Annotated in this window: 22 protein-coding genes; 10 read left to right on the forward strand and 12 right to left on the reverse strand. The window is 38.6% G+C overall.

Annotation, left to right across the window (positions count from 1 at the left end; translation table 11 throughout):
• Positions 1–52: 52 nt before the first annotated feature.
• Together ACFSR6_RS04305 and lysA are read left to right on the forward strand one after the other, a co-directional pair.
• Complete coding sequence (locus ACFSR6_RS04305; protein WP_379075424.1) at positions 53–1,366, forward strand: aspartate kinase; 1,314 nt, start codon at positions 53–55, stop codon at positions 1,364–1,366.
• 318 nt (positions 1,367–1,684) lie between these two features.
• Positions 1,685–2,857 (forward strand): diaminopimelate decarboxylase, encoded by a 1,173-nt coding sequence (lysA, locus tag ACFSR6_RS04310; RefSeq protein WP_379075426.1) that lies wholly within the window; start codon positions 1,685–1,687, stop codon positions 2,855–2,857.
• Positions 2,858–2,972: 115 nt separating this feature from the next.
• Here the strand turns inward: lysA and ACFSR6_RS04315 are convergent, their stop codons facing one another.
• The 4 genes from ACFSR6_RS04315 to ACFSR6_RS04330 are packed head-to-tail and all read right to left on the reverse strand — an operon-like array spanning position 2,973 to position 8,822.
• A complete protein-coding gene (locus ACFSR6_RS04315; RefSeq protein WP_379075429.1) occupies positions 2,973–3,668 on the reverse strand; it encodes an ABC transporter ATP-binding protein in 696 nt (231 codons plus the stop codon).
• 8 nt (positions 3,669–3,676) lie between these two features.
• On the reverse strand, positions 3,677–5,932 hold the full coding sequence (locus ACFSR6_RS04320; RefSeq protein ID WP_379075432.1) for a TonB-dependent siderophore receptor: 2,256 nt from the start codon (positions 5,930–5,932) through the stop codon (positions 3,677–3,679).
• A 33-nt stretch (positions 5,933–5,965) separates the two neighbouring features.
• Positions 5,966–7,390: an ABC transporter permease subunit gene (locus ACFSR6_RS04325; RefSeq protein ID WP_379075435.1), complete on the reverse strand. Its 1,425-nt coding sequence runs from the start codon at positions 7,388–7,390 to the stop codon at positions 5,966–5,968.
• Positions 7,377–8,822 (reverse strand): ABC transporter permease subunit, encoded by a 1,446-nt coding sequence (locus ACFSR6_RS04330; RefSeq protein ID WP_379075438.1) that lies wholly within the window; start codon positions 8,820–8,822, stop codon positions 7,377–7,379. The genes ACFSR6_RS04325 and ACFSR6_RS04330 overlap by 14 nt, the downstream gene beginning before the upstream one ends.
• A gap of 89 nt (positions 8,823–8,911) precedes the next feature.
• Between ACFSR6_RS04330 and ACFSR6_RS04335 the strand changes: the two genes are divergently transcribed.
• The 4 genes from ACFSR6_RS04335 to ACFSR6_RS04350 are packed head-to-tail and all read left to right on the forward strand — an operon-like array spanning position 8,912 to position 16,522.
• Positions 8,912–11,113: a peptidase domain-containing ABC transporter gene (locus ACFSR6_RS04335; RefSeq protein ID WP_379075441.1), complete on the forward strand. Its 2,202-nt coding sequence runs from the start codon at positions 8,912–8,914 to the stop codon at positions 11,111–11,113.
• A gap of 13 nt (positions 11,114–11,126) precedes the next feature.
• Positions 11,127–13,769, forward strand: coding sequence for a lantibiotic dehydratase (locus tag ACFSR6_RS04340; protein WP_379075444.1), 2,643 nt, complete (start codon positions 11,127–11,129; stop codon positions 13,767–13,769).
• A gap of 7 nt (positions 13,770–13,776) precedes the next feature.
• Positions 13,777–14,610 (forward strand): thiopeptide-type bacteriocin biosynthesis protein, encoded by an 834-nt coding sequence (locus ACFSR6_RS04345; protein ID WP_379075447.1) that lies wholly within the window; start codon positions 13,777–13,779, stop codon positions 14,608–14,610.
• Positions 14,585–16,522 (forward strand): lanthionine synthetase LanC family protein, encoded by a 1,938-nt coding sequence (locus ACFSR6_RS04350; RefSeq protein WP_379075450.1) that lies wholly within the window; start codon positions 14,585–14,587, stop codon positions 16,520–16,522. The genes ACFSR6_RS04345 and ACFSR6_RS04350 overlap by 26 nt, the downstream gene beginning before the upstream one ends.
• Before the next feature lie 20 nt (positions 16,523–16,542).
• On the opposite strand, the gene ACFSR6_RS04355 is transcribed toward ACFSR6_RS04350, so the two are convergent.
• From ACFSR6_RS04355 to ACFSR6_RS04375, 5 genes are all read right to left on the reverse strand, one after another.
• Complete coding sequence (locus ACFSR6_RS04355) at positions 16,543–16,734, reverse strand: pinensin family lanthipeptide (RefSeq protein ID WP_183760636.1); 192 nt, start codon at positions 16,732–16,734, stop codon at positions 16,543–16,545.
• A 254-nt stretch (positions 16,735–16,988) separates the two neighbouring features.
• On the reverse strand, positions 16,989–17,204 hold the full coding sequence (locus tag ACFSR6_RS04360; RefSeq protein ID WP_379075453.1) for a hypothetical protein: 216 nt from the start codon (positions 17,202–17,204) through the stop codon (positions 16,989–16,991).
• 42 nt (positions 17,205–17,246) lie between these two features.
• Positions 17,247–18,059: a hypothetical protein gene (locus ACFSR6_RS04365; RefSeq protein WP_379075456.1), complete on the reverse strand. Its 813-nt coding sequence runs from the start codon at positions 18,057–18,059 to the stop codon at positions 17,247–17,249.
• Between the two features lie 15 nt (positions 18,060–18,074).
• On the reverse strand, positions 18,075–18,452 hold the full coding sequence (locus ACFSR6_RS04370) for an SRPBCC domain-containing protein (protein WP_379075459.1): 378 nt from the start codon (positions 18,450–18,452) through the stop codon (positions 18,075–18,077).
• Positions 18,453–18,814: 362 nt separating this feature from the next.
• Positions 18,815–20,005, reverse strand: coding sequence for an acyl-CoA dehydrogenase family protein (locus ACFSR6_RS04375; RefSeq protein ID WP_379075462.1), 1,191 nt, complete (start codon positions 20,003–20,005; stop codon positions 18,815–18,817).
• A 113-nt stretch (positions 20,006–20,118) separates the two neighbouring features.
• On the opposite strand from ACFSR6_RS04375, the gene folB reads away from it, so the two are divergent.
• Together folB and ACFSR6_RS04385 are read left to right on the forward strand one after the other, a co-directional pair.
• On the forward strand, positions 20,119–20,487 hold the full coding sequence (gene folB / locus ACFSR6_RS04380) for a dihydroneopterin aldolase (protein WP_379075465.1): 369 nt from the start codon (positions 20,119–20,121) through the stop codon (positions 20,485–20,487).
• A 1-nt stretch (position 20,488) separates the two neighbouring features.
• Positions 20,489–21,907, forward strand: a complete 1,419-nt coding sequence (locus ACFSR6_RS04385; protein WP_379075467.1) for an FAD-binding oxidoreductase — start codon at positions 20,489–20,491, stop codon at positions 21,905–21,907.
• 125 nt (positions 21,908–22,032) lie between these two features.
• Here the strand turns inward: ACFSR6_RS04385 and ACFSR6_RS04390 are convergent, their stop codons facing one another.
• On the reverse strand, positions 22,033–22,515 hold the full coding sequence (locus tag ACFSR6_RS04390) for an acyl-CoA thioesterase (protein ID WP_379075470.1): 483 nt from the start codon (positions 22,513–22,515) through the stop codon (positions 22,033–22,035).
• 68 nt (positions 22,516–22,583) lie between these two features.
• Here ACFSR6_RS04390 and ACFSR6_RS04395 point away from each other — a divergent pair, with 68 nt between their 5' ends.
• The gene (locus ACFSR6_RS04395) at positions 22,584–23,018 is read left to right on the forward strand and encodes an Hsp20/alpha crystallin family protein (RefSeq protein WP_379075473.1); all 435 of its coding nucleotides are present in this window, start codon (positions 22,584–22,586) and stop codon (positions 23,016–23,018) included.
• 370 nt (positions 23,019–23,388) lie between these two features.
• Entirely contained in the window at positions 23,389–24,705 is a 1,317-nt protein-coding gene (locus ACFSR6_RS04400; protein ID WP_379075476.1) for a nicotinamide mononucleotide adenylyltransferase, read from the forward strand.
• A gap of 49 nt (positions 24,706–24,754) precedes the next feature.
• On the opposite strand, the gene ACFSR6_RS04405 is transcribed toward ACFSR6_RS04400, so the two are convergent.
• A complete protein-coding gene (locus ACFSR6_RS04405) occupies positions 24,755–25,453 on the reverse strand; it encodes a LytR/AlgR family response regulator transcription factor (RefSeq protein WP_379075478.1) in 699 nt (232 codons plus the stop codon).
• Complete coding sequence (locus ACFSR6_RS04410; protein ID WP_379075481.1) at positions 25,450–26,517, reverse strand: sensor histidine kinase; 1,068 nt, start codon at positions 26,515–26,517, stop codon at positions 25,450–25,452. Before ACFSR6_RS04410 ends, ACFSR6_RS04405 begins: the two co-directional genes overlap by 4 nt.
• Between the last annotated feature and the right edge of the window lie 110 nt (positions 26,518–26,627).

Here is a 26,627-nt window from a genome sequence, read left to right on the forward strand (position 1 = left end):
TTTTCACGCCCCGATACAATAATAAAAAAAATTACATATTCCAGTATTAAAAATGAAAATATTAAAATTTGGGGGTACTTCTGTAGGTAGTCCCGAGCGCATGACGAAGTTGTTGGATATTATTAATCCAAATGAAGAGCAGATTGTAGTTTTATCGGCCGTGTCTGGTACTACAAATAGTTTAGTAGAAATTGCAAATTATTTTTTAGCTGGAGATAAGAAGAAGGGAAGCGAGTGCGTCGAAAATCTGTATCAAAAATATAAAACTTTTGTTGTTGAATTATTACCTGCTGCTGAGTTTCATGAGCAGGGAAATGAAGTGATCGATTATCACTTTGGCTTCTTAGCAGGCTTAGCGAATGATATTTTCACTTCAATTGAAGAAAAAGTAGTGTTGGCACAAGGTGAGTTATTGTCTACAACTTTATATCATATTTATTTAAAATCAATCGGTGTTCCATCGGTATTGTTGCCGGCGCTCGATTTTATGAAAACGGATGAAGACAATGAGCCTGATATTCCTTTTACCACCAAACATTTAACGCCTTTACTTGAGCAGCATAAAGATAATAAGTTGTTCATTACCCAGGGATACATCTGCCGTAACAGTTTTGGCGAAGTAGACAACCTACGCCGTGGGGGAAGCGATTATACCGCATCTTTGTTAGGTGCTGCAATTCTGGCTGAGGAAGTTCAGATCTGGACAGATATCGACGGCATGCACAACAACGATCCGCGTATCGTGAAAGGTACTAAGCCTATTGCTCAGTTATCTTTTGATGAAGCAGCTGAGTTGGCATATTTTGGTGCAAAGATTTTACACCCCCAATCTGTTTTCCCTGCACAGAAATATAAAATTCCTGTTCGTTTATTAAACACCATGGAGCCTTCTGCTGCTGGGACTTTGATTACACACGATAGCGAAAAAGGAAAGATCAAATCAATAGCAGCCAAAGATGGCATTACAGCAATCCGCATCCAATCGAGCCGTATGTTGTTAGCCTATGGTTTCTTACGTAGGGTTTTCGAGGTTTTTGAGCGTTATAAAACCCCAATTGATATGATTACCACTTCGGAGGTTGCCGTATCTTTAACCATCGATGAAACCGCTCATTTGCCACAGATTATAGCAGAACTGGAAAGCTTCGGAACAGTTGAAGTAGATACCGATCACAGCATTGTATGTGTGGTAGGCGATTTCGGTTCGGAAAAACATGGTTTTGCCAGCAGGGTTTTGGAAAGCTTAAAACACATTCCGATTCGCATGATTTCTTATGGTGGAAGTAACTATAATGTATCGCTTTTGATTTTGAGCGAATATAAAACCGAAGCTTTAAGGAGCCTGCATAACAGGCTATTCGAATAAGAGGAAAAAGGCTCCGATAACAACCAGCAGGCCGATTAGGAAATGAAAAAATAAAAAGCTTGCTGGTAATAATCCATTTTTATGTTTTTTGTAGGAATTGAATAATCCCGCAGAGAGAATAAGAATAATAAATATGGCAGCCGCGATCTTCATTTTTTGATAAATAAAAGAAACAATACAATAAGAAGTAAAACAATAAAAAACCTGATTTTTCCATTGTATTGCTTCCGGGTAATTCTTCCATGCTTCAAATCCAGGTAGTTACCTAAATAAATTAGCCCAAAGAATAAAATTAAAATTATAATAAGGAATCTGAACATGTTCGCCGATAAAGATATATCAAAGTTTAACAATATTGAAACGCCTTTTTACTACTATGATACCGATCTGTTACAGGAAACCTTGCAAACCTGTGCAGCTGCTGCAGCTCCGTATAAATTCCATATCCACTATGCATTAAAGGCAAATTTCAATGCTGTACTGTTAAACCAGATCAAAGAAATCGGTTTCGGTGCAGATTGCGTGAGTGCCGGGGAGGTGAGAAGGGCTGTTGAGGTTGGTTTCGACAATAAAAAAATCGTATTTGCCGGAGTCGGTAAATCAGATAAAGAAATAAATGAAGCACTTGATCTTGATATTTTCTGCTTTAATGTAGAATCTATCCAGGAACTGGCAGTGCTTAACGAACTTGCCGGTAAAAAAGGCAAAATAGCCCAGGTAGCCATCCGCATCAATCCTAATGTTGATGCGCATACCCACCATAACATTACTACAGGCCTGGATGAAAATAAATTCGGAATCAACTCCTGGGATTTGACAGAATGTGCCGAAACTTTAAAAGCTTCGCCAAACCTGAAATTTATCGGTATCCACTTTCATATCGGTTCGCAGATTACCAACCTGGATGTATATAAAAATCTTTGTGTACGTGTAAATGAATTTGCAGCCTGGTTTGAAGATAAAGGATTTAACCTTAAGGTATTAAATGTTGGTGGTGGCTTAGGCATCGATTATTACCATCCTGATCATCAAATTCCTGATTTTGAATCTTATTTTAAGATTTTTAATGAGTTTTTGACGGTTAAACCCGGTCAGGAAGTACATTTCGAGCTGGGAAGAGCATTGGTAGGGCAATCGGCTTCATTAATTACGCGGGTACTGTACATTAAAAACGGAAAGAAGAAGAATTTTGTCGTTTTAGATGCAGGTATGACCGAATTGATGCGCCCAGCCTTATATCAGGCTTATCATAAAATCGAGAATCTTTCAAAAACTCCAAACTCCGAACCCAAAACTTCAAACTTGGTTAAGTACGATATAGTAGGGCCAATCTGTGAAAGTACCGATTGTTTTGGCAAAGAAGTAGAACAACCTGAATCTTTCAGGGGTGATATTTTTGCCATCCGCAGTGCTGGTGCTTATGGAGAAGTAATGGCTTCAAAATACAACTTAAGAGATGCAATAAAATCGGTTTATAGCTACGAGATATAGTTAACCATTTTAAAAAAAGATCGTCATTTCGAGCGAAGTGCAACGGAGTCGAGAAATCTGTCTCGAGATAGATCTCCCCGCTCCACTGCGTTCCGGTCGAGATGACGGTTTTCTATTAAATCGTCTCCAGGTACAGTTTCTGAAGATCAACGGCTGAAATATCTTTAGCATCCAGGGTGTGCACAAGAGATCCCTGCCGCATAATTCCAATCCTGGTCCCTACGTTTACCGCGTTAAAAATATCATGTGTGGCCATAAAAACACTCCGGCCATCCTGCGAAAGTTGCTTTACAATTTCACTAAACTCATTAGTTGCCTTAGGATCAAGACCGCTCGTTGGTTCATCCATCAAAATAACCCTGGCATTTTTAGCTACTGCAATGGCTATACCTACCTTTTGCCGCATGCCTTTGCTGTAATTGCCCAGCCTTTTATGAAAAGCATCAGGCTGAAGACCAGCTTGAAGCAAAAATGCCTCAAGCTCATTTATCTTGTAAGTATAGCCGGCAATACGGCTAAAAAAATCGAGATTTTCAATGCTACTCAGGTGGCCATAAAGCATTACTACTTCTGGAATGTAGGCTAAAAACTGTTTGGTTTGCTCATTGTTGGGGCTAACCAATATATTGTTTATTCTGGCTTCGCCACTACTGGCCGCTGTAAAGCCAAGAAAAAGGTTGATGGTAGTGGTTTTGCCCGCACCGTTCTGTCCAAGCAAACAAAATACTTCACCAGCCTCTACCTTTAAATTCAGGTTATTTAAGGCAACGTGGTCCTGGTATTTCTTGGTTAATCCAATCGCTTCTAACATATCAAAAACTAAAATTTTACGCCCAAAGAAAGCCTGATGGTAAAAGGCTCGCCCTCTATAAAGAAATAATTATTGCCCGGATAAGGGAAATCAGTAGTAATATCGCCTGAAGCCATATAACGTTTGTTGGTTAAATTATCGGCAATAAGCCTGAACATATATTTAGGATTGCTAAAACTCAACCCTGCATCAAATTTGGTATAATTGGGCAAGTACGTATCGCGCTGGCTAATAGCTGAAAGTTTGATAATGGTGGTTTGGCCTGCGCTGATTGAAATTTTGTTATAGCCTTTTAAAGGAATGCTGTATTGCAACCAGGTATTAAACACCTGTTGAGGCACATCGGGCATTTTCTGGCCAACAATTGAAGGATCATCGGCTGTAGGATTTAGGTTATTCTCTTTGGTAACTTTGGCATCTACATAAGTGTAATTGGTAATCAGTGAAAGGCAATCGGTAATATTTCCGATTACGTCAACTTCAAAACCATTGCTCACTACTTCGCCTAACTGAAGATAATAGGCAATTGCCCCTGCAGAGGCGGCATAATTCCTGAAATCTCTTGCTGCTACATTCCTTTTTACCGTATGGAAACCATTTATTGTTGTCAACAAACGACCATTAAACCAGTTCTTTTTAAGTCCAAGTTCAAGGTTGGTGCCTAATTCAGGTTCAACAGACTTTGATGCTGTAACCGTTTTTTGTCCGGCCTGCGGACCATCAACAGTTTCGGTAACTACCTGACCTGTTTTGGGCACAAAGGATTGGTCAAATAGAAAATAAACGGAAGATGTAGAATCAGGCATAAAACTTAATGCAACCCTGGGCGAAAAAGCATGTTGTTTATAATAGTCGGGCACACGCGGACCCCTGGTAGTGGTTAAAATATTGCGGTTGCGGTAATCTGTATAACGCGCACCAACAGTGAGTAGAAATTTATCCAATGCGATATTGTCATAAATATAAGCTGCAGAATAGTGGATGTGATTTTCCTGCCTGATTGATCTTTTGGTAATGCTTACCGTATTCGGGTCTATATAAAAATTAGGATTATTCCTGTCAAATGGAGAAGAAATGGTGCCGTAATAGGTAGATAAAGAGTCGTTTCCTTTAGTGTAATCACTTCCGATCAGTAAATTATGCTTAAATGCACCGGTTTTAAATTTTCCTGATAAAAACAGATTGGTATTATAAGTTTCGCCCAACAGGTTTGAGTTGCTTGCAATGCGGTTGGTTTTGCCCTGATCGTTAAAACTGATGGATGTTCTGTTATTTGCCGATACCATATACCATTGGTTGGCTGGCGATTTGACAAGATTTGACTGGGAAGTAAGTTGCCAGTTCTCGTTGAACTTATGAACGGCACTAAACCTGAACGTATGGGTTTGCGAAACACTCAATGGCAATCCGATGCCTGCACTGAAATTTAGACCGACCGGATCCTGTAATATATCTTTATCCTGGCGTAATTTGTTAATGGATGAGCCGTTTTTAACCTCTCCACGGATATAATTGTATTCAGCAATGAGGTAAGTGCGGGGACTGAAATTGTATTGAAGCACGGGTGCAAATACATATTTGGTGGTTTTCATGTAATTCAGGTACGAATCCTGGTGCTGAAACGCCGTATTAAAACGGTAAGAAAAGCCTTTGCTTTTTAAAGCACTTCCAATATCTGCAGTAGCGCGCAAAAGATTATAATTACCACCTGTAAGCTGTACATTCAATAGTTTTTCCTTTGGCGATTTGGTCACAATATTTAAAGTCCCTCCGGGTTCTCCTAAAGCACTTATAAAGCCTGCCGGACCTTTAATAAATTCAAGGTTTTCGATTAATGATTCATCATCTAGCGTTGCGCCCAAAACCAGGCGGTTTGGCATACCATTAATTGTGGTAGCAGCATTAAATCCCCTTACTTTTATAGAAGCAGAATTATCAAAAGGAGAGCTGTTATAACCAAAATAAACACCACTGGCGTTTCTGGCCATATCTTTTAACTGCAATGCACCCTGTTGCTGTATCAGGGCTGAAGAAATACTGATGATATTCTGTGGCATCTGCAACAGCGGGACCTGCATCCTTAAGGTGTTAGATAGGGTATCTTTTTTAAGTTTAATGGCTTTCTGACCATCAATGCGCACTTCGTTAAGCTGGCGTGTTTTTATAACAGAATCCTGCGTTGATCTATTCCGTTTTTCATGTTGTGCAAAAACATGTTGTACCGAAATAAATAAGAGTAAAATCAGGTAAAGTGTTTTCTTCATTTTTTGTGTGATTGGGATGTATTATCGTTTAAATTATATTTTAACAATGATTTTCCTGGAAAGGAACATGATGCAGAAACTGATGCCGGAGAGGTATAAAATACTTGTAACAATTTCCCGGTATTTATTTTTTGAATACTTAAGTTTAAATTGAGGTAAATCTTTTAAATCATTTAAGCTTAATTTTTTATCAGAAATAATATAGCCGGTCATAAAATCAACCCATGTTTTTTGAAAATCGTTTACCTGTCTTTGGTAAGAGAGATAATCGTTAAGGCCTGTACCAGCTACTCTATTCAGTAGGTATTGTGTTTTAATTGCCGGGTTAAACCAGCTCAAACATAGATTGGCTTCGTTTTGTGCAGCAGGATACCGGTTGTAGTTTTCAATAGCCCTGGTCATACGCCTGCCCAAAAGATCGTAATAAGCTGCAAAGCGTTTATTACTGGTCTCGCTTGTATCTGCTGCTTCCCTTAAAGGTTTGTATTTAGGATTGTTCAGGTAAAAGGTATCGATTAATAATTTAGGTGGTATGGCCCAAATGGCTTCACTGTTTTCTCTCAAAGCCACTGCAGCCCCGGTTTTTAAAGGAATGGGGTAGTACAAGCGTACAACTGTGTTGCATAAAGCCGGTAATAAGATCAACAGGGTGCACCACAAGCCCAAGAGATACAGTGCATTATGCACGGAACTTTTCCCCAGCCTCAATATAAAAAAGGTAACAGCAAACCAGAAGAAAAGATAAGCACTGGTGATCAACAGCCAAAATACAGCTGCACCAAGATCAAATGGAATAAGTGAGGCAGAACTGATAAATCCAATGATACTCAATAGCCAAACCATTAAGCCAACCAGGAGAAAACGAAAAACGAGTTTGTAACCGATAATCTTCCCGAAATAGATTCCCTGTAATGAAAGTAATTTATCGGTCTGTTGCTCTTTCTCTTTAGACCATGTATTGTAGCTTAATGCAATGGCCAGTATAGGTAGCAGGAAAATAATCACATAAGCCAGATCAAAATTTCCCGAAGCTAACAGTTCCGGATTTGAGATTTCAGCATTAGAACCCTGCATAAAATTGCGTCGGCGGGTAATCACATCATAATAAGGTTGCAGGTCACTTTGACCGATCGATAAAATACTTATTGATTGAGGTTTATATACGGCATTTAAAGGATTTTTATACTCAATTACCGAAGGAATGCCAGCCTGATTAAACAGGATTTTACCGTCAGCAGTGGTGGTATCTGCCGAAAAAGCGGCCTCTATTTCTTTATATTTTTTTTGATATCCGTTTTCCAGGCTGTCTATTGTTGCCAACTGCTTTTCAGTGAAATGGTAGCCGTAGTAAATGCTATAAATTCCGGTCAGGAAGAAAAAACTGATCAATAACAGGATAAATTTTTGCCTGGCAAGCAGTCTGAGTTCAAATAAAAAGATGGTTTTAAGCAGCTGCATAATGATAGGCTAAATAACGTGAAGCAATAAACTGAAGAGACAATACAAGGATCAAAATCCAGCCCGCAAGTGATAAAAAAGCTACCTTTCTTAAATTTAATACCTGGCTAAGCTCAGGCAGTTGATATTTAAAATCTTTAAGCTGGCTATAGTATTCCGGACCAACAATATATTCGCCCTTAACACCCTTACCATGCATGGCCAGTTGCATGTTCAGCCGTCTGATGAGCTCGTTACGGTAAGTTTGTGCCTGCTTAAAGAATTGTCCGTGATGGTAGAAATCAGATCCTGCCAAAGCCATCGATAAACGCTTTGTAGATAGAAAAGGATCGAAAATACCAGCTATAGTTAAAAAATGTTGTTGTTGATCAAAGCTCTTTTCGACTGATTTAAAATAATGATTAAAGGCCATGCTTCGGTAATCTTCATTAAACTGAAGTGTTAAACCATTGATATTAAAAGGTAATGCCGCAACACTGTCTACCCGATATTTTTTTAACAAGCTATTAATGTAGCGCTCGCCGCGTACTGCATAAGGATCGTTTCCGTTTAAACCCTTTCTATAGCCCTGTTCAACCAGGTCGCTAAAAGCAGCGCGCGACATTAATGGATAACTTCGGTTTGCAATGCCCGTAATTATTTTGGGAAAGATGATCCCGGTAAAAATCCATAGGCATAAAGCCATTAACAATGCCTTGCCAGAGTGGCTGCTGATGGCTGAAATAAGCGTGCCGGCTAAGGAAATGATTAGGAAATACAATAAAAAAGTAATCAGGATCCATCCCAATCTGGGCAGTAAGAGGGCAGAATCGGATGAAGATAAAACTGCAGCAGCCATCAATATAAAAACAGGCAGCACAATCGCTGCAATGAGCAGGTAATTAGCCCAAACTTTTGTCCAGATAATCTTTCGGCTACTCAGGCCCTGGGCTAAAAGCATTTTAAGTGTTCCGTTTTCCTTTTCATTGGTAATGCTGGTAGATGTATTGAACAGTAGAAATAGGGGGATTAGTAATTGTAGAATAAGCGCAAAGGTGAGTTTCCCGAAACGCATGGCTGTATCATTATTTACTGCTTCGTCATCGCTGATTTCGTGCTGTATATGGGCTTCAACCCGGTAGCTACTGCCTGTAAAATCGTTAATGCCTGTGTCAAAAGCGTTCAGCAGGTTAACGGGCTTAAACAGGTAGGTTCCGAAATGACCTGCATCATGCGGATTTCGTTGCTGGTGTTCCCATTGTTGCCTGAAAAGTGTATTTGCAGCCTGGCGTTGCTTATGATCAGTCTGATAATTTAAAATTGTGCATATAGTGGCAGCTATAAACAATACCCATATCATAATAGTAGAAATTATAACCGTCTTATTCCGGTAATTCAGCAATAATTCTTTTTTGATCAGCATTAACCAATCAGCAAAATCCTTTTTATGCATCTGAAATTTTATGATTTTTTAATGCATCAAAGTTGCATTATATTTTACATATTTGCAACTATATTGCATTTACAAATTTTCTTTACGCCATGTTTAAAGATTTTATCCGTAGAAATAAGTACCCGTTTTATAAGCAGCCCGATGCAATGGATTGTGGCCCGGTTTGTTTAAAAATGGTTGCAGCTTATTATGGCAAAAATCTTTCCATGCAGTATTTAAGGAAGCTGTGCCGGATAGGCAAGCAGGGAACAAGCCTGCTCGATCTTATCGATGCTGCTGATAACATAGGCTTTAAAACCCTTGCTGCTGAACTGCCTTTTAATAAACTCGGCAATGTTCCATTGCCCAGTGTATTACACTGGTATAAAGAACATTATGTTGTTCTTTATGAAGTAAAAGATCACTACGTTTATCTGGCCGATCCCGCTTTAAGCAGTAAGGTTAAACTCAGTATTGAGGATTTTTTAGCTGGCTGGGCAATCAGCACAGAAAATAAGACTGGAAGGGTTTTGTTGCTGCAGCCCGATCATGCTTTTGATGATTTAAAAGAAGTCCCTGAGCATAAAACTTCGCTATGGTCATTGCTGCCTTACCTCAAAATGCACCGTAAAGGCTGGTTGCCGATACTGGTGAGTTTAGTACTGGCCAGCGGCTTTTCGCTTATTATCCCCTTACTTACGCAGATGGTGGTTGACGAAGGCATTCGTGCAAAAAATACGAACCTGCTTCTGCTTATATGCATTGGTCAGTTAATGCTTTTTTCGGGCCGGATGCTGATGGATTTTATGCGTGCGCGGATATTGTTTCGGATTGGAGCCAGAACCAGCATCATCATGCTAAAAGATTTTTTGGCCAAATTAATGAAACTGCCTTTTTCTTTCTTTGATAACCGCCAGGCAGGCGATAATATGCAAAGGGTAAATGATAACCAGCGCATAGAAGAGTTTTTAACTAATTTTCTTATCAATTTTATTCTTTCAGCTATTACCTTATTGGTACTTGGTGGGGTATTATTTTACTATAACTGGCAGATATGCCTGCTTTTCATTATAGGGGCAGGGATCAGCATCTTGTGGTCCAACTCTTTTCAGCAGAAACGTAAAATCATCGATCAGAAGAAGTTTAAAGTGCTTTCTGCCAATCAGCAATTGCTTTTGGAAATTTTTTATGCCATGCAGGAAATCAAACTCACCGGCAGCGAAGAAGATAAAAAAGACCTTTGGGAAAGCCTTCAGGATCAGTCGTTTGATTTAAAGCTTGAAGCGCTTCAGCTCGATCAGCGCATGCAAGGCGTGGGTTCTTTTATCAATGAGGTAAAAAACGTATTGATCACTTACGCTGCAGCGATGCTGGTGATCAATGATCAGATTACACTGGGCGGTATGCTTGCCGTTACTTATGTGTGCGGTCAGCTTAATGCGCCGGTAAATCAGCTGGTCGAATTTTCGAGGGTATCTCAAAACACCAAATTCAGTTTAATGCGGATGGAGGAAGTTCAGCAAGAAGAGGAAGAAGACCTCGAACAGAAAGAAGAATTGAAAAACCCTGGCCCGGTTGATATTTCACTGAAAAAGGTTTCTTTTCAGTACGGCAGCAGGCATTCTGCTTTTGTTTTGAAAAATATAGACCTCTTCATTCCAGCCCGCAAAATTACAGCGATTGTGGGCACGAGCGGTAGCGGTAAAACAACACTCATTAAGCTCTTATTGAAATTTTATGGCTTAACAGGGGGCGAAATAAGCCTTGGACAACAAAATTTAGCTCAGGTGAATGCGAAATCATGGCGGAAACATTGTGGGGTAGTTATGCAGGATGGTTACGTATTTATGGATTCTATTGCGAATAACATTTTTGCAGGCGCGGTTACAAAAGATTACGAAAGGCTTTATGAGGCTGCTAAAATGGCTAATATGCACGATTTTTTCTCTTCAATGCCATTTGGTTACGACACTGTGGTTGGCAGGGACGGTTATGGGCTTAGCGAAGGACAGAAGCAACGTTTGTTAATTGCCAGGATGATTTACCGTAATCCCGATTATGTATTCCTGGATGAAGCCACCAACGCACTTGATGCACAGAATGAGCGATCGATCGTAAATAACCTGAATACTTTTTTTAAAGGCAAAACGGTGCTGATTGTAGCACACAGGTTAAGTACCGTTAAACATGCCGATCAGATTATCGTGTTGCACCAGGGCGAAATCCAGGAGCAGGGTACCCATGAAAGTTTGCTTCTTAAAAAAGGAAGCTACTATAAGCTGATCAAAAACCAACTCGAACTAGGCAAATAAATACCTAATTAATATGAGCTTACAGATTTTTTCTTATTCATTGGTGCGCTATGCCGGATTACACCATCAACTTTTTGACAATTTGAAGTTTAATGATACTGAAAAACTGCTGAAATCCTTAAGAGCGCTCATTGATGAAAAAGAGCAGTTAAAAAACAGCTTTTGTGATGCTTTATATCCGATCATTACTGAACAGCAAGATGATAAAGTAAGACAGCAGTTGATTAATATTAAGAGGCAGATATTCAATGATAAAAAGATAAATATTGAGCATATTATTCACTTGCCTCAGGCGGTAAGAAATGATCTAAAAAGTTACCTGGATAAAGCTAAGGAGCTGGCGTTTTTATTAGAAGAAAAGACATTAAAATTTGAAGCAGAACAGGATCAGAACCGGAAATGGATGCAGCAAATGGCACTCCATCCAGAACTGCAGAACGGGCTCTTGCTTTCCAGTCCGCTGCTTTACGAACAGTTGAAAAGTTTTGTAAAAAAAGACAGTCAGGTTTTTAAACAAAAGGAGCAGCGTATCCTGTTCAGTTTGCTTAGGTATCTCAGCAGGATGGCTTTTAAAACCTCGCCTTTTAGCAGTTTCACCTATACAGGGTTAATGACTTTAGAGCAGTCGGGTACATCTGAAAGTCCTGCAGCTGCCGTGCAGGTTAAAAGCCGGTTAAAATTAAACAACTCCATATTCGAATATCTTAAAGCCATTATCAAAAAGCATCCCTTATTAAATGAGCATTTGTTTGTTAAATTAAATTTAACGGCAGAAATAAAGGGAGATAAGATCTGTTTTCTAAGCAATTTCAATAATATCGAATCTTTTCAGCAGATCAATGCAAATTCCTTGCAATTAATTGTATACCAACATCTTGAAAGTTGTCACAAACCTGTTAACCTGAAAAATCTGATCGATCAATGTGCCGTGTATTTGGAAAATCCCAGTCACGAAAGCATAAAGATTTACCTGATCAAGCTGGTTGAAAGCGGCATGCTTGAAATGGATCCCGGATTTTCCGGGATGGATGAGCATTGGGACGATAAGCTATTGCTTTTTCTCAAAAACTTAGAAAGTGAAGAACCCTCGGTTTTAGCGATCATTTCGCTTTTTGAAAGCCTAAAAGATTATGGAACAGTATACCAAAGCACCAATCTTATTGAGCGGTTTAATCTTCTACAGCAAGCCGAGAAGCAGCTGAATACCGTTTTTGCAGAACTGCAGAATGAAGCTGGTCTTCCTTTGTATAACGCCACATCAGATGGAAAATTGGCAGCTGAACCTCCAGAAATAACTAATTTTTCAATGCATCAATTTGTACCTTATTATTTTTCGGCGAGGCATATTTTTTACGAAGATTGTTTTATTTCAGAGAATTTGGTGCTTCCGGCTCAACCCGTTAAAGATTTTGTAGCGAAAATCGATGAACTGATCAGTTATTTGCTTCCGCTCGATGTAATGCGGAAAGAAAGGGAAAAAATGATCAGTTTCTTTCTAAAACAATATCCAAATGATGATGCCTTAGCTTTGACTACTTTTTATAAAGACTATTATCTATACGTTAAAAAGCCCGAAAAAGAACATAAAACGGAAGAAGAACATGATTTTTTAGCACTCAGACATTGGAAAGAGGCTGTTTTAACAAAAATTGCCCAATTAGATCATGCCAGCGAAGATCTGATCAGGTTTAATGCCGATTTTTTTGCTGATCTGCCCAAAAGCCAAAATTTGGCTCAAAAATCATCGCTGGGTATGTTCGTTCAGTTTTCAGACAACAAAGATGGTTTTTCCGGTGTGATCAATTCACTTTTACCCGGTATGGGCAAAGTAAGCGGCAGGTTTTTGTCATTATTTGATCCGGAAGTTACCCGAAGTTTTGTTCAGTATAACGAAAAGCTTTTTCCAGCTCAGATGAAGGTAGAGCTTAACGACGCTTCAACATTCAATGCCAACGTTCACCCGCCTCTGTTGGCGCACGAACTTGAGCTTCCCGGGGGGAATAATATATATCCCTTAGCTCGGCGTTTTAATATCCGCGACTTAAAAGTTAGCTATAATAAGGAAAGAAAGGCGCTTAGCTTACATTCTGCCGATTTGGAATTATATAGCTACGATTTAAGCCTGGAGTCGTTTTATAATCGATCTAACCTTTACCAGTTACTTGCACATTTCAATCCCGATGCGCGCGTATCGTTACAACCTTTTATTCAGCTGGTTGACCGGTTTTATCTCGATAAACACCCTGTTCCGGCACCAGATATATTTGTCTTGCCAAGAATTGTTTATGCAGAAAATGTGGTGATCAGGCGAAAAACGTGGCGGATAAAAACCGAAATCATCCCGGTTCAGGCGCTTTCCGAAGCAGATTTCACTTATTTTATCAGGCTAAATAATTGGCTTGACCGGAATAAAATACCCAAAGAGATTTTTATTTTTTTACGAAAAAGGACCTACCAGGCAAAACGAGACGGAAAAAGGGAAGGATTACATGATGATTATAAACCGCAATATCTTTCTTTTACACATCCTTTATTGGTTGGGATGTTCAAAAAACTGCTTTTAAGAGCAGGAGAATACATCACTTTAGAAGAGGTTTTTCCCAAACCTGATGAGAACACGGTGCGCGAATATCTTATTCAATGGTACAATAACTGATTGGCTTATGGAAGAGCAGAAAGAAAAATGGTTGTCATTATACATTTTTTATCATGAAAATGCTGACAGGATTTTGATAGAACTTATTTATCCTTTTATCCGGCAATGGCACAGGCCCTGGTTTTTTATCCGTTATTGGGACGGAGGGAATCATATCCGTTTGAGGTTAAAAGCAGCAGAGAATGAACATGAGTCTATCATTAAAACGTTAAGTTCGGGCAATGCAGCTGTTAAAACTATTCAGACTGCCCGCTATGAACCAGAAATAGAGAGGTACGGAAATTATGAAAGTATAACCTGGGCCGAACAATATTTTGAATGTTCGTCTCAATATATATTGAATTGGTTTGTAAAAAGAGAGCGAAATCAGTCGGCCGTTACCCAAGCGATAAAACTGCACCTCATCTTACTTCATACTTTAAAATGGGATAATGAAGCATTGAAGGATGTTTGTAATTTCTTTTTAGAAGGTTGGTTGCCAAAATTGTACAACCCCACTGATCCCAAGGAAGAACAGCGTATATTTTGGTTAAGCCAGTTTGAGAAGGTTTTTGATCCGATGAAAAATCAAACGCTCCAGGCAGGTAAGCAGTTTTGGCAACAACTTGACCAAGGTATTGTGGATGATAATTTAATGGAATACCTGTCAAAAACTACTAAAGTAATTTGTTTGTATCAAAATGTTGATTTTGAGAAAGATAAGGTATTTCAGGTGATTTCCAGCTTTATGCATATGAACAATAACCGTTTGGGTATTTCTAATGATGAGGAGGCTTATATCATGTATGTTATTACCGTATGCCTCCGGTTTATACATGAAAATTCAATCCAGCAATTCTGAAATGTTTACTGTAGAAGAGACCGAAAGACTGAAAGCTCAGCTTTATGAAATTTATGGCGAATTAATTTCCGCTTTTAAAGAAAATGAACAGGAAATCTGGTGGCAAACGCCATTTTACATCAACCCGGATGAGTATGAGTTTAGGGAAAGTTATGATCTTTTTAATGGTAACTGCGGCATCATCCTGTTCTTTTTGGAATTATACCGATTTGATGGGAACATCGATCACTTAAAGATAGTGGGTAAAGGGATGCACCGCATCTTAAATGCCGATGCCGTACAGCATCCAAAGTTTTTTGCACTTTATACCGGATTAGGTGGTGTAATTTATACCTGTTTAAAGGTTTTTGAGGTTACCGGCAATACTTTTTACAAGGGAAAAGCACTTGAACTTAGTTTGATCCATAAACAGGGATTAACAGAAGGTTTATCGAAGGCAGATCTTTTAAGCGGCTATAGCGGTAATTTATTGATGCTGACCTCGCTTTACCATCATACCGATGATAAAGAGGTGTTAAGCATGGTTAGTTTATTGATTGATAGGCTGATTACTGAAGCGCGCATATCAGAACAGGGTTTAAAATGGGATTATTCCAGTTCAAAAAAAGCTTATGATAGCATGACTGGTTTTTCGCATGGCGCAGCTGGTATCGCCTGGGTTTTAATGCAGGTTGCACAATATTTTAAAGCTACCGGATTGATCTATCTTGCGGAAGAAGCCTTAAAATATGAGATGCAATATTATGACAGCGGAGCCAAAAACTGGTTAGATCTGCGCCTTGGGCCACACCGCTTAAATAAGGCCGATGTACATGAGTGGAAACTGCAAACCTTTTTACCTGAAATGACCGATGTAAATGCCTGGGCCCATGGTGCGGCCGGCGCTGGTATTACAAGGCAAATGGCACTGCAACTTACAAAACAGAAACAATACCGATTAAGCTGCAGCAGTGCGCTTCAACGGTGTTTGGATGATTTGGAGAAGTTAGACCGCACAGATTTTACTTTGGTGAGTGGTTACTGTGGTATGATTCCACTTTTACTAAGCCATGAGATGAAAGCTCAAATTGTTTTGATCCTGGATAAAGCCAGGATGCTTTACCAAAAAACGAATAGTTATAATGGCTACGTTTCATGCGGATGTGACGATTATGGCTTACTCTCCGGAAAATCGGGTGTTGGTTATATCATCCTGAATGTTTTGAATAATAAAAATATCAACAGCATATTAACACCAGCATTACCTAAAAACTATGGGGAATCTGTTTTTAGAGGCAAATACAACAAAAAATCAATTAAAAAATCAGTTTTTTCAAAATATTACGCAAGAACGTTAGAGCAATTAAAAGTTGTTGATTCAAAAGTTTTTGATGTGAAGGATATCAATGAGTTTAAAATGAAACTGGAATTGCTGGTATTGGCATCCAATAATATAAAAACTCAAAAAATATTCGATTTGGAAAACAAGCTGGTTGACTTATGGAAACAGCACAAAGGCTATTTCAGTTTCGAACAGAAATGCAAGTATTTGTATAAAATGTCCAACGAAAGCCTTTCTATAACCGATCAGGCTTTGATGGCCCAATCTTTTGGCTTAAGCGGGCATATAGAACTTTATCATCACCACGATGATTTAAACGATCAAAATGTTCTTTTACTGATCAGTGAAGGGAGTGGAATAAAAGAGTTAAATGTAGGTGTGTTTGCCGCTATGATTTTAAATGCAATTGCTAAGAAAAGATTAACAGGAGTGGAGCTTGTAAAGTCAATTCAAGCTCTTCTTTTTGAAGAAAATCCACCTGAAAAACCTTCCATTGAGCTAGAAAACAAAGTAGTTAAGCAGATCAGGTTATTGATTAAAGCAGGCTTTGTGATGGTTCTTAAACAAACAAGGCGCCCTAAAGCGCCTTGAGATGAAAACACCATTATCAATTAACAGATAACTGTGGTACATCTAACAGGAGGAGTGTGATGATCATCTGTTTGTTCAGTGTGGGTAGGTTCAGATAGGTTACCCAAACCGCCTGATAAACGCATGGCCACTTCGCTGTCAATGCTGGTTACAAAACTCTCTAATTGAAGGTCTTCTAGGCTTAAGGTGATTTTTTCTGATTGATTTTTCATAAAATAATTGATTAATGTTGATGCCTACTGGTGGTTACGGGGTTTCGGCTTATCCCCGGTTGCAACAGCACTAAGTTAGTTAATTGCAACATAGTTGCAAAATAAAGAGCAATAATTTTGCAACTATGTTGCGTAAATATTTTAACTCAATTTTAACTAATTGTAAATCAATTCTTTAAAGTCCTAGCAAAAAGATGTGATATTCAGGTGATTACTGAATTTAATTGTTACGATCGCAGGAAAGATCTCGGATGTTATTTCCTGTTTTTGGATACCACAAATACAATTACCCCGGCAATCAAAATAATCCCGCCTGCATATGGTGGCCAATTAACTGACTTTTCTCTGTCAGCAGATATTTGAATAGGGCCAGCATCAACTAGTTTTTCTTTTTTTGTATAGGTAAAACCTGTCCAGATGAGCATAGCAATGCCCACAACGATCAATATAAGTCCCAATGTTCTGTTCATAATATTTTATTTATATCAGAACAGTAACTGATCTATTATGTTTTATTGAAATGAATAGCCGAAACTTATTTTTTGTGCATAGTTCACGTTATCAGCCAATTCATAGGAAAGCGAAAAGCGTTTGATGTACAAGAAGTAATTAAAAATCCAGCCCAGCGAATTTTTCCCCCTGATGATTTCATTTGTTTCGGCTCCAGATCTGAAACTACTTTTGAAGTTAGGTGTACCTCCAATAAAAAGCCTGAAAGCATGCCTGAAATCGTGATTGTTTCTTGCCCTCCATACGATCTCGTTAGATATTCCGGTGGTCCAAAGGACTTTCATGTTTGTAACAGCTACATAATCTGTAATAGGGCCGTTGTAAACCTCCTTTCTAAACTTTGCATAGTCTCCGCTCTCAAAACTAAGCGCATTTTCAATGTTTAAATACCTGAAATCTGTATTTCCATTAGATGAACTGCGGTGAGGTCCGGCAGAAAGCCTTAAGCCTGCACCACCAACTGATTTCCTGAATGGAGGTAAGTAATTTTTTAAATTTTTGGGACTATTATCAATATCCCCTCCGGATGCCCTTCCGGCATAACCAAAAATACCATAAGAGATGTTCCATTTTTCGAAAGTGTTCGACCGGTTTACATTTGCCATTCCAATTGAAAAATTAGTGCCGGCACTGGGAGAAATGGAGGAGGCATAACTTGCTGATACATGCATTAATGTTTTAACGCTGTCTGCAACCATTGCTTTTGGCATATAGCCCATATTATTGCCAAGAATTGCAGGGGTAAGATAAGAGGTGCAAGAAGTAAAGGTGGTAAAGAAAAGTAAAGATGAAAGAGCGATAATTTTAATTTTCATTTTTTTGATTTTGCTTTATTCGTCGAAAAAATCTACCAGTCCACCTATATAATATTCCTGGATCCCTTCGGTAAAATCCTCATAATCTTCGTCAGGGATATTGGTTTGTCTAAATTCCAGTGAGGTCCCTTTTTTATCTTCATGTAGTTTAATGGTTACGATAGAGGGTTCATTTTCTTCGCCAAAATACCATTGTTGTACAATCTGTTTGCCGTAAATAAATTCGATATTTTTACCGGTAATATCACCATCCCAGAAAGAAAATTCGGTGCCAGGTATTTCTTCAAATTCTACTTCGGCTCCTGTCCATAATTTTATGCTGATATCTTTGGTAAGGGCTAAATAAACTTCTTCAGGTGGGGCAGGTATGTAGGTGTATTTTTTAAAGTCCATTCTGTATCGTGCTTGTTAGGATTTAAAGATTTTCATGATCACAGTTCAAGAAAATCAAATCCAATTAATTTATTAGTTAAGATTAAGTTTATATCATCCCAATCCTTAGGTCTTATTTAATCCTGATCTATATTTATTTATTGTAGGATTATATATCTTTTTAAATTGGAGACTTGTTGCGGCAAAATTAATCAATAATCCCACATTGAAATTATAGGCTACAATATAATTTTTAGCTTATGATAAATGATAGTTTTCTAAATTAAACACAAGCCATTTACTCGATAAGTTTAATCTTCAATATCCATGTATCTTATTTAATTAACTCTTATCATGAAAATCCTAAAATCTTTCAACCTGTCTTATTTAAAAGCGTTTAATCCCGTTACGTCCATTCCCGTAATCAGTAAATGTATATCGTGTGTACCCTCGTATGTTACTACCGACTCTAGGTTCATCATGTGGCGCATAATCGAATATTCGCCGGTAATGCCCATACCACCAAGCATTTGGCGGGCATTGCGGGCAATATCAAGTGCAATTTCTACACTGTTTCTTTTGGCCATCGATATCTGCTCGGCCGAAGCCCTGTTCTCACTTTTTAATACACCCAAACGCCAAACCAACAGCTGGGCCTTGGTAATTTCGGTCACCATTTCGGCCAGTTTCTTTTGCTGCAACTGGAAACCGCCAATGGGTTTGCCGAACTGTACACGTTCTTTTGAATAACGTAAAGCGGTATCATAACAATCCATTGCAGCGCCCAATGCCCCCCAGGCAATGCCATAGCGGGCCTGGTTTAAACAACCCAATGGACCTTTTAATCCGCTTATTTCAGGAAAAACATTCTCTTTTGGCACTTTAACGTTGTCGAAAACCAGTTCGCCCGTTGCAGAAGCACGTAAACTCCATTTATTATGCGTTTCGGGGGTCGAAAACCCTTCCATGCCGCGTTCTACTACCATTCCTCTAATCTTGCCCGATTCATCTTTGGCCCAAACCACCGCAATATCTGCAAAAGGGGCATTGCTGATCCACATTTTGGCACCATTTAATATATAATGACTTCCTGCATCTTTAATGTTCGTTACCATTCCACCAGGGTTAGAGCCATGATCAGGTTCTGTTAAACCAAAGCAGCCCATCATTTCGCCGCTGGCCAGTTTTGGCAGGTACTTTTTACGCTGTTCTTCTGTACCATAGGTGTAAATCGGGTACATCACCAGCGAACCCTGAACAGATGCAGTAGAGCGGATGCCAGAATCACCGCGTTCAATTTCCTGCATTAGAATTCCATAAGCAGTATAATCTAAACCTGCACCACCGTACTCAACCGGTATAGTTGGTCCGAATGCACCGATATCAGCCAGGCCTTTTATTAAATGCTTTGGAAATTCTGCCTTTTGTGCATAATCTTCAATTACGGGGCTAACTTCTTTTTTTACCCAATCCCTGGCTGTTGCACGGATCAATTTATGTTCGTCAGTTAACAATTCATCTAATAAATAATAATCTGGCGCTTCGTAAAGGTCTTTTTTTGCTGATTTGCTCATGTAATTTCGTGTTATCTGGTTAAGAAATCGCGTTAATTTCAAAGGTAACAATTTACGGCAAGGGGCATTATATTCGTGAATAAAAAATTATTTTTGCAGCTTACAGCACAAACATGAGCCATTTCAAACAAACCGTAGCTTTAAAAGATGTAAAATGCTTTGCCTTACATGGGTATTACCCAGAAGAGCAACTAACCGGAAATCATTTTGTTGTAGATCTGGAAACAGAATTTACACCACAGGGCTTTGATGATGAGCTGGCACAAACGGTAAACTATGAGGAACTGAACAATATCATTCTTGCAGAAATGAAAAATACACAGAAACTTTTGGAAACGGTTTTGAATAATATGATTTCAAAAGTAATTAAGCTGTATCCTTTTGTAGAAACTGTTCAGGTCAGTATTAAAAAATTAAATCCGCCTATGCCGGGCCAGATCGGGCATTCATTCGTTAAACTATCTTATACATCAGCCAAATAAAATGACCTTTACAAAAATAAATCCTGAAATTTTAGCAGAAATTAAAGCTGCAATCGGAGCAGAAAAAGTTTTTACTGATGCAGAAAGTTTAGATCGTTACAGTCACGACGAAACAGAAGATTTGCATTACCAGCCGGAAATTGTTGTGAAACCAACTTCTCCGCAAGAAATTTCTGCTTTATTGAAAATCTGCAATAAAAACCATGTTCCGGTAACCCCAAGGGGAGGTGGTACGGGGCTGAGCGGTGCAGCCCTTCCTGTTTACGGTGGTGTTTCCTTATCAATGGAAAAATTTAAGGCCATTATCGACATTGATACCGAAAATTTACAGGCCATTGTTGAACCAGGGGTAATTACCGAAGAATTTATCAATGCAGTGGGAGAAAAAGGATTGCTGTACCCGGTTGATCCAAGCAGCAAAGGTTCTTGCTTTATTGGTGGTAACGTGGCTCATGGATCTGGTGGACCAAGGGTGGTAAAATATGGAACGATCAGAGAATATATACTGAACCTGGAAGTGGTGTTGCCGAATGGCGACATTATCTGGACAGGTGCAAATACCCTGAAATATGCATCGGGTTATAATTTAACCCAAATGATGATCGGCTCTGAAGGCACTTTGGGTGTGGTGACTAAAATTGTGACCAAGCTTTTACCTAAGCCTACTCAATCGGTTTTAATGATGGGCTCTTTTAGTAACAATGAAGATGCCTGTGCTGCCGTTTCGGCTATTTTCAAGGCAGGCGTTACACCATCTGCTTTAGAATTTATGGAGCGGAAAGGTGTGGAATGGGTAATTAAATTCGATGATATAAAGTTTGATTTAAAAAATGATGTCGCAGCACTGTTGATGATTGAATTTGATGGAGATGACCTGGACGATATTTTTAAAAACTGCGAAAAAACCAATATCGTTTTGGAAGATCATAACTGCACAGAGGTTTTATTTGCAGATACGGCCGCCCAAAAAGAAGAACTCTGGCGTATGCGCCGAACCATGGCCGAGTCTGTTAAGTCTAATTCAGTTTATAAGGAAGAAGATACAGTAGTGCCACGTGCAGCCTTGCCAAAATTAATTAAAGGGATTAAGGAAATTGGTTTAAAATATGGTTTCGAAAGTGTTTGTTACGGACATGCCGGAGATGGAAACCTACATGTAAACATCATTAAGGCCGGAATGAGTGACGATGATTGGAAAAACAAACTTAAGTTTGGTATTGCAGAAATATTTGAATTAACCACGGCTCTGGGCGGAACTCTATCTGGTGAACATGGAATAGGTTTGGTGCAGAAAGAGTTTATGCCGATTAAATATTCCGAAATCCATCTTAATTTAATGCGGGGGATTAAAAAAGTTTTCGATCCGAATGGGATATTAAATCCAGGGAAGATTATGCCTGATGTTTCTAGTTCTTCGTAAACACCGAAAGATTGCCGTCATTTCGAGCGGAGTGCAACGTAGTCGAGAAATCTGTCTCATGAATACTTTTGATGTAGATCTCTCCAATTTCGCTGCGCTTCAGCCGAGATGACGATTTACTTTTTTTACAATTGTTCAAAATCCAGCATTTTCTGTTTTTCTTCTTCCGGAATAGCGGTGGGTTTGCCTGTATTATAATCAAGGGCAATACAAACTGTTTTTCCTTTGCTGCAGATTACTTCTTCATTTCCTGTTAATTTAACAACCTGGTAATCAAGATCGAAACTTGTAGTACCAATTCTTGATGTTTTTACATGAACGGCAATCTTATCATCCATTACAATAGGTAAAATATAATCAAGCTCTGCATGGGCAATCACGATACCGGTTTTTTTCCAATCCCATTTTATGATTTCTTCCCAATATTTTGTTCTTGCAATTTCGAGATAAGTAAAATAAACGGAATTGTTTACATGCCCCATCATATCAAAATCTATAAAACGTAAATGAATATTGGTTTTATAGTTGAATTTGTCTGAAAAAGACTTTAAAACTGCCAATTTGTCTTTGTTTTTTGATTTATTTTGCCAAAATGTCTTTAAAATCATAAATATTTGGTTTGGTACATAAGTTGAATATGGTGTATTATCAATTTAAAAATTAAAGAATAAACGATATGACACTAGTAAATTTTAACAACAGAACACGTAACACGGCTCCTTACTTTAACAATGTTTTTGATTCATTGTTTAGCGATGCGATCAGTAAAAATAAAATGGTTGATAAATCGCCAAATGTGAACATCTACGAGAATGAACATGCTTACGTGATCGAATTGGCTGCGCCAGGTTTAAAAAAAGAAGATTTTCAGATTAATTTAAAAAAAGATACGCTTTCAGTTTGGGCCGAAGTTAAAAAAGATGAGACCCAGGTAGCTAAAGATTTTACACGTAAAGAATTTGATTACAGCTCATTTGCGAGATCATTTAATTTACCTGATAGTGCCGATGGAGATAACATTACCGCTGAATATAAAGATGGTATCTTATCGATTAATGTGAGCAAAAAAGACGATGCTAAATTACAGCACAGAGAAATTGTAGTATCGTAATAAAGATATTCCCTGAGGGAATTTTTCATAATAGTTTAGTTTTTTTTAGAGATTATGAAGCTTACATCAGGCCGATGAAGGGTAGATGTGATTGGAGTGCCTGATGTAGGTTTCATAATAATTTAGGTTTAGGTTTTATAAGGTTAATGCTGGATGGCATTAACCTTATTTTTTTACTTCCAGACCGTCCTTTTGACCGTAGTGGAGAAATCTGCTGTTTAGCCTTAAAACATAGATCTCTCCATTTCGCTGCGCTTCAGTTGAGATGACGCCTTGGTAGAGATGACCGATAGAAAGGGCGCAGTATTTAGATCGATTTTAAGTTACATTCATAAAATTACCTTAATGGCATTTTTTGTACTTTTGCGGCATGGAGAGAGAAATTCTGGACACTAAACGTAAAGCTTTAAAAATAAACCTCGACCCGCGGATTTACGGTACTTTTGCCGAGATCGGGGCAGGGCAGGAAGTTTCAAGAAACTTTTTTAATGCTGGCGCCGCATCTGGAACGGTTGCCAAAACCATGTCGGCCTACGACATGACTTTTAGCGACGCTATCTATGGAGCTGAAACCAATGGGCGCTATGTAAGCCAGAACCGGCTTTTAAGGATGCTTGATCATGAATTTGGTTTGCTCAACGAGCGTTTATCAGGCGAGAAATACGAAAGCCGTACTTTTTTTGCCTTTGCCGATACCGTTACCACACTGAATTACAAACGCACCAACGAACCACATGGCTGGGTTGGGCTCCGTTTTCAAAGTGATCCGGGTGGCTCTCCAAACGAAATATTCTTTCATGTACGTTTGCTAGATACCGACGTAAACATGCAACAACGGGTTTTGGGCATTATTGGTGTAAATTTGCTTTATGCGGCTTTTTACCATTATCAGGACCCCAAATTGATGGTAGAATCGCTGGCAGACAACTTAACCATCGGTTCGGTAGAAATTGACCTGATTTCGGTTAAAGGTCCGGCATTCCCTAGTGTGGATAATATCTTGCTCAATCTCTATATGATTATGAAAGATTTCTCTGCAGCGGCTATTTTTGATGCAGATGCACATCCGCGGCAGGCTAAAGATCTTTTGTACAAGAAAGACATCATGATCCTGCGTACCAAATACGGCCAGAAATCGTTGCCTAACTTCAACTTATTCAATAAAGCTACTGACCAGTTTAAACGAACCAACAAAGTAGAGGAAGGGAATTTGGCAGTAATGATAGAGGTATTGCTTACTAACGTTTTAACAGATGCACAGGAAACCCCTGATGATGTAGATCTTGAAAGCGTTGCCAGGCGTACTCAGGAAATGTGCGACACAGGAAATATTGTAATTGTTTCTAATTTTACGAGACATAACCGTTTGGCAAAATATCTAGCAAGATGTAAACCGAAAAGTGTTGGTTTAGCAACGAATATAAACAACTTGAAGTTTGTATTTAACTCGAAGAATTTTACTGGTGAAAACTATTCGGGCCAGTTGTTGAGCTATGTGAACGATATGTTTAATACCAATGTACGCCTATTTGCCTATCCATTTCTCGATAAAAAGACCAATCAGGTAATTACCACTGCAAATATGCCGGTTACAACCGAGGCAAAACCTTTATTCGATTTTCTTTTGGTAAATGGGTATATTACTGATATTAAGGATTATAGTGAAGATGAAGTAAAAACGGTTTAAGGAATTTAGGTCGCAATATTTCTTCAGTTACTGTATCTCTTAAATGTACTTATTTTAACAACTTTTCGATTACCTGTTTATAAGTTTCACTTACAGGTAATTCCTTTTCTGCGATAAATAATGAATTTTTCCGGATTGCAGTTATTTTGTTGATATTTATGATGAAGGACTTATGGATCCTCTCAAAATACGGTGGTAACTGATCTTCTACATTTTTCATGCTCATGCGTACCACCGCGGCCTTAGGGCTGATTGAAGTATGGATCTGGATATAATCTTTGAGTCCTTCAATATAGGTAATGTCGCCGAAACTGATCTTCATTAAACTGTAGCCCACATTTACGAACATGTAATCGTGCTTGGGGAGGCTGGTATTTTTGGCAGCTTGTTTAAGCTCGTAAAAATCTTTTGCCTTATTACAGGCTTTCATAAAACGCTCTAGTGATACGGGTTTCATCAGATAATCTATCACATCAAGTGCGAAACCATCTAAAGCATATTGTTTATAGGCGGTTACAATAATCACCATGGGTTTTTTGATCAAACTTTGTATAAACTGTAACCCGGTAATACCAGGCATCTGGATATCTATAAAAATGAGATCTATCGATTGTTCCTGCATAATCTTATTGGCTGCAAAAGCATCATCACAGCTGGCTACCAACTGTAAAAACGGAATACGGCTAATGTTATCAGCGAGTAACTGCAGGGCCAAAGGCTCATCATCAATGGCTAGACACTTTATCATACGGTTAATTTTAAACTGAGGTTTACATTAAACCAGCCATTTTCTTTTTCAATTTCCAGGTGATGGTTTTTTCCATATAGCAGATTTAAGCGCCGGCTCACATTTGCAAGGCCTATGCCCGATGCGCCATCTTTTATTTCATTTTCATCTTCGTTGAATTTATTTCTCACCACAAAGGTCAAAAACTCATCTTCTGTTTTTAAATCAATAAATATCTCTGGCCTTTCGATCATCGCGACACCGTGTTTAAAGGCATTTTCGATAAATGGTATCAACAACATCGGCTCTATTTCATCAAACTCACTTTCAATTTCAATGTTTGCTTTTACCGCTACTTTTTTGCCGAAACGTTGTTCCTGAAGATCGATATAAGCCTGCAGATATTCTGTTTCTGTTTTGATTGAAACCTTTTCTTCATCGGTTTCGTACAGCATATACTGCATCAAACCCGATAATTTCATTACAGTGGGTTCCAATTCGTTGCTTTTTAACCTTACCAGTGCCACAATATTGTTGAGCACATTGAAAATAAAATGCGGACTGATCTGTGAACGCAGAAAAGAAAGTTCTGTCTTCATATTTTCCTGTTCGCGCTGTAAAGATCGTTTTTCTTCCTTAATACGATCAGAAATCATCGTAAAAGCGGTGCTGGCTGCAATGGTCAATAAAAAAGAAGGGGTGTTAAACCAAAGGGTTCTGCCGAGGTTGAAATTAAGATCGGGCAGTAAAATCCTGAATAATATAGAATGAATGCTAATAGACAGGAGTAAACAACCGATAAACAATAAACCGTACCATACATATCTCTTTTTATAAAAGAATGATGGTATTAAAACTTTGTTGTTTAAATAAAATACAGCGATCAGGTAAAAGTAATTGATGAAATTTAAGCGTAAAAACTGTGTTTCCTCATCGTTATTTAATGGACGCGGCGGGCGGCTTCTGTTCACATTAACAATATATGGTAGTGTGATTAAAACCACCCATACCAATATGTGCAGTGAAATTTTTATCCACTTTTTGGAGAAATTAATCGTCATTATTTTTTCTTTGGCGCTTTGCATCACTAAGTTATTATTTATTATGTTCTTTCAGCGTTTTCATCAAGCTGAATTTATCCGGGGCGATGACATTAAATATTTTAAGGCCATAGCAGTCTGGCATAGCATAACCC

Source organism: Pedobacter vanadiisoli, from assembly GCF_042684385.1.
Lineage (GTDB): Bacteria > Bacteroidota > Bacteroidia > Sphingobacteriales > Sphingobacteriaceae > Pedobacter > Pedobacter vanadiisoli.

Coding starts and splice junctions, on each gene's coding strand:
- ACFSR6_RS04365 (WP_379075456.1), bottom strand. CDS start 18,059: ATGAAAATTAAAATTATCGCTCTTTCATCTTTACTTTTCTTTACCACC.
- ACFSR6_RS04340 (WP_379075444.1), top strand. CDS start 11,127: ATGAGCTTACAGATTTTTTCTTATTCATTGGTGCGCTATGCCGGATTA.
- ACFSR6_RS04345 (WP_379075447.1), top strand. CDS start 13,777: ATGGAAGAGCAGAAAGAAAAATGGTTGTCATTATACATTTTTTATCAT.
- ACFSR6_RS04305 (WP_379075424.1), top strand. CDS start 53: ATGAAAATATTAAAATTTGGGGGTACTTCTGTAGGTAGTCCCGAGCGC.
- ACFSR6_RS04335 (WP_379075441.1), top strand. CDS start 8,912: ATGTTTAAAGATTTTATCCGTAGAAATAAGTACCCGTTTTATAAGCAG.
- ACFSR6_RS04395 (WP_379075473.1), top strand. CDS start 22,584: ATGACACTAGTAAATTTTAACAACAGAACACGTAACACGGCTCCTTAC.
- ACFSR6_RS04400 (WP_379075476.1), top strand. CDS start 23,389: ATGGAGAGAGAAATTCTGGACACTAAACGTAAAGCTTTAAAAATAAAC.
- ACFSR6_RS04350 (WP_379075450.1), top strand. CDS start 14,585: ATGAAAATTCAATCCAGCAATTCTGAAATGTTTACTGTAGAAGAGACC.
- ACFSR6_RS04375 (WP_379075462.1), bottom strand. CDS start 20,005: ATGAGCAAATCAGCAAAAAAAGACCTTTACGAAGCGCCAGATTATTAT.
- ACFSR6_RS04410 (WP_379075481.1), bottom strand. CDS start 26,517: ATGCAAAGCGCCAAAGAAAAAATAATGACGATTAATTTCTCCAAAAAG.
- ACFSR6_RS04405 (WP_379075478.1), bottom strand. CDS start 25,453: ATGATAAAGTGTCTAGCCATTGATGATGAGCCTTTGGCCCTGCAGTTA.
- ACFSR6_RS04320 (WP_379075432.1), bottom strand. CDS start 5,932: ATGAAGAAAACACTTTACCTGATTTTACTCTTATTTATTTCGGTACAA.
- ACFSR6_RS04390 (WP_379075470.1), bottom strand. CDS start 22,515: ATGATTTTAAAGACATTTTGGCAAAATAAATCAAAAAACAAAGACAAA.
- ACFSR6_RS04385 (WP_379075467.1), top strand. CDS start 20,489: ATGACCTTTACAAAAATAAATCCTGAAATTTTAGCAGAAATTAAAGCT.
- ACFSR6_RS04325 (WP_379075435.1), bottom strand. CDS start 7,390: ATGCAGCTGCTTAAAACCATCTTTTTATTTGAACTCAGACTGCTTGCC.
- ACFSR6_RS04315 (WP_379075429.1), bottom strand. CDS start 3,668: ATGTTAGAAGCGATTGGATTAACCAAGAAATACCAGGACCACGTTGCC.
- ACFSR6_RS04355 (WP_183760636.1), bottom strand. CDS start 16,734: ATGAAAAATCAATCAGAAAAAATCACCTTAAGCCTAGAAGACCTTCAA.
- lysA (WP_379075426.1), top strand. CDS start 1,685: ATGTTCGCCGATAAAGATATATCAAAGTTTAACAATATTGAAACGCCT.
- ACFSR6_RS04370 (WP_379075459.1), bottom strand. CDS start 18,452: ATGGACTTTAAAAAATACACCTACATACCTGCCCCACCTGAAGAAGTT.
- ACFSR6_RS04360 (WP_379075453.1), bottom strand. CDS start 17,204: ATGAACAGAACATTGGGACTTATATTGATCGTTGTGGGCATTGCTATG.
- folB (WP_379075465.1), top strand. CDS start 20,119: ATGAGCCATTTCAAACAAACCGTAGCTTTAAAAGATGTAAAATGCTTT.
- ACFSR6_RS04330 (WP_379075438.1), bottom strand. CDS start 8,822: ATGCATAAAAAGGATTTTGCTGATTGGTTAATGCTGATCAAAAAAGAA.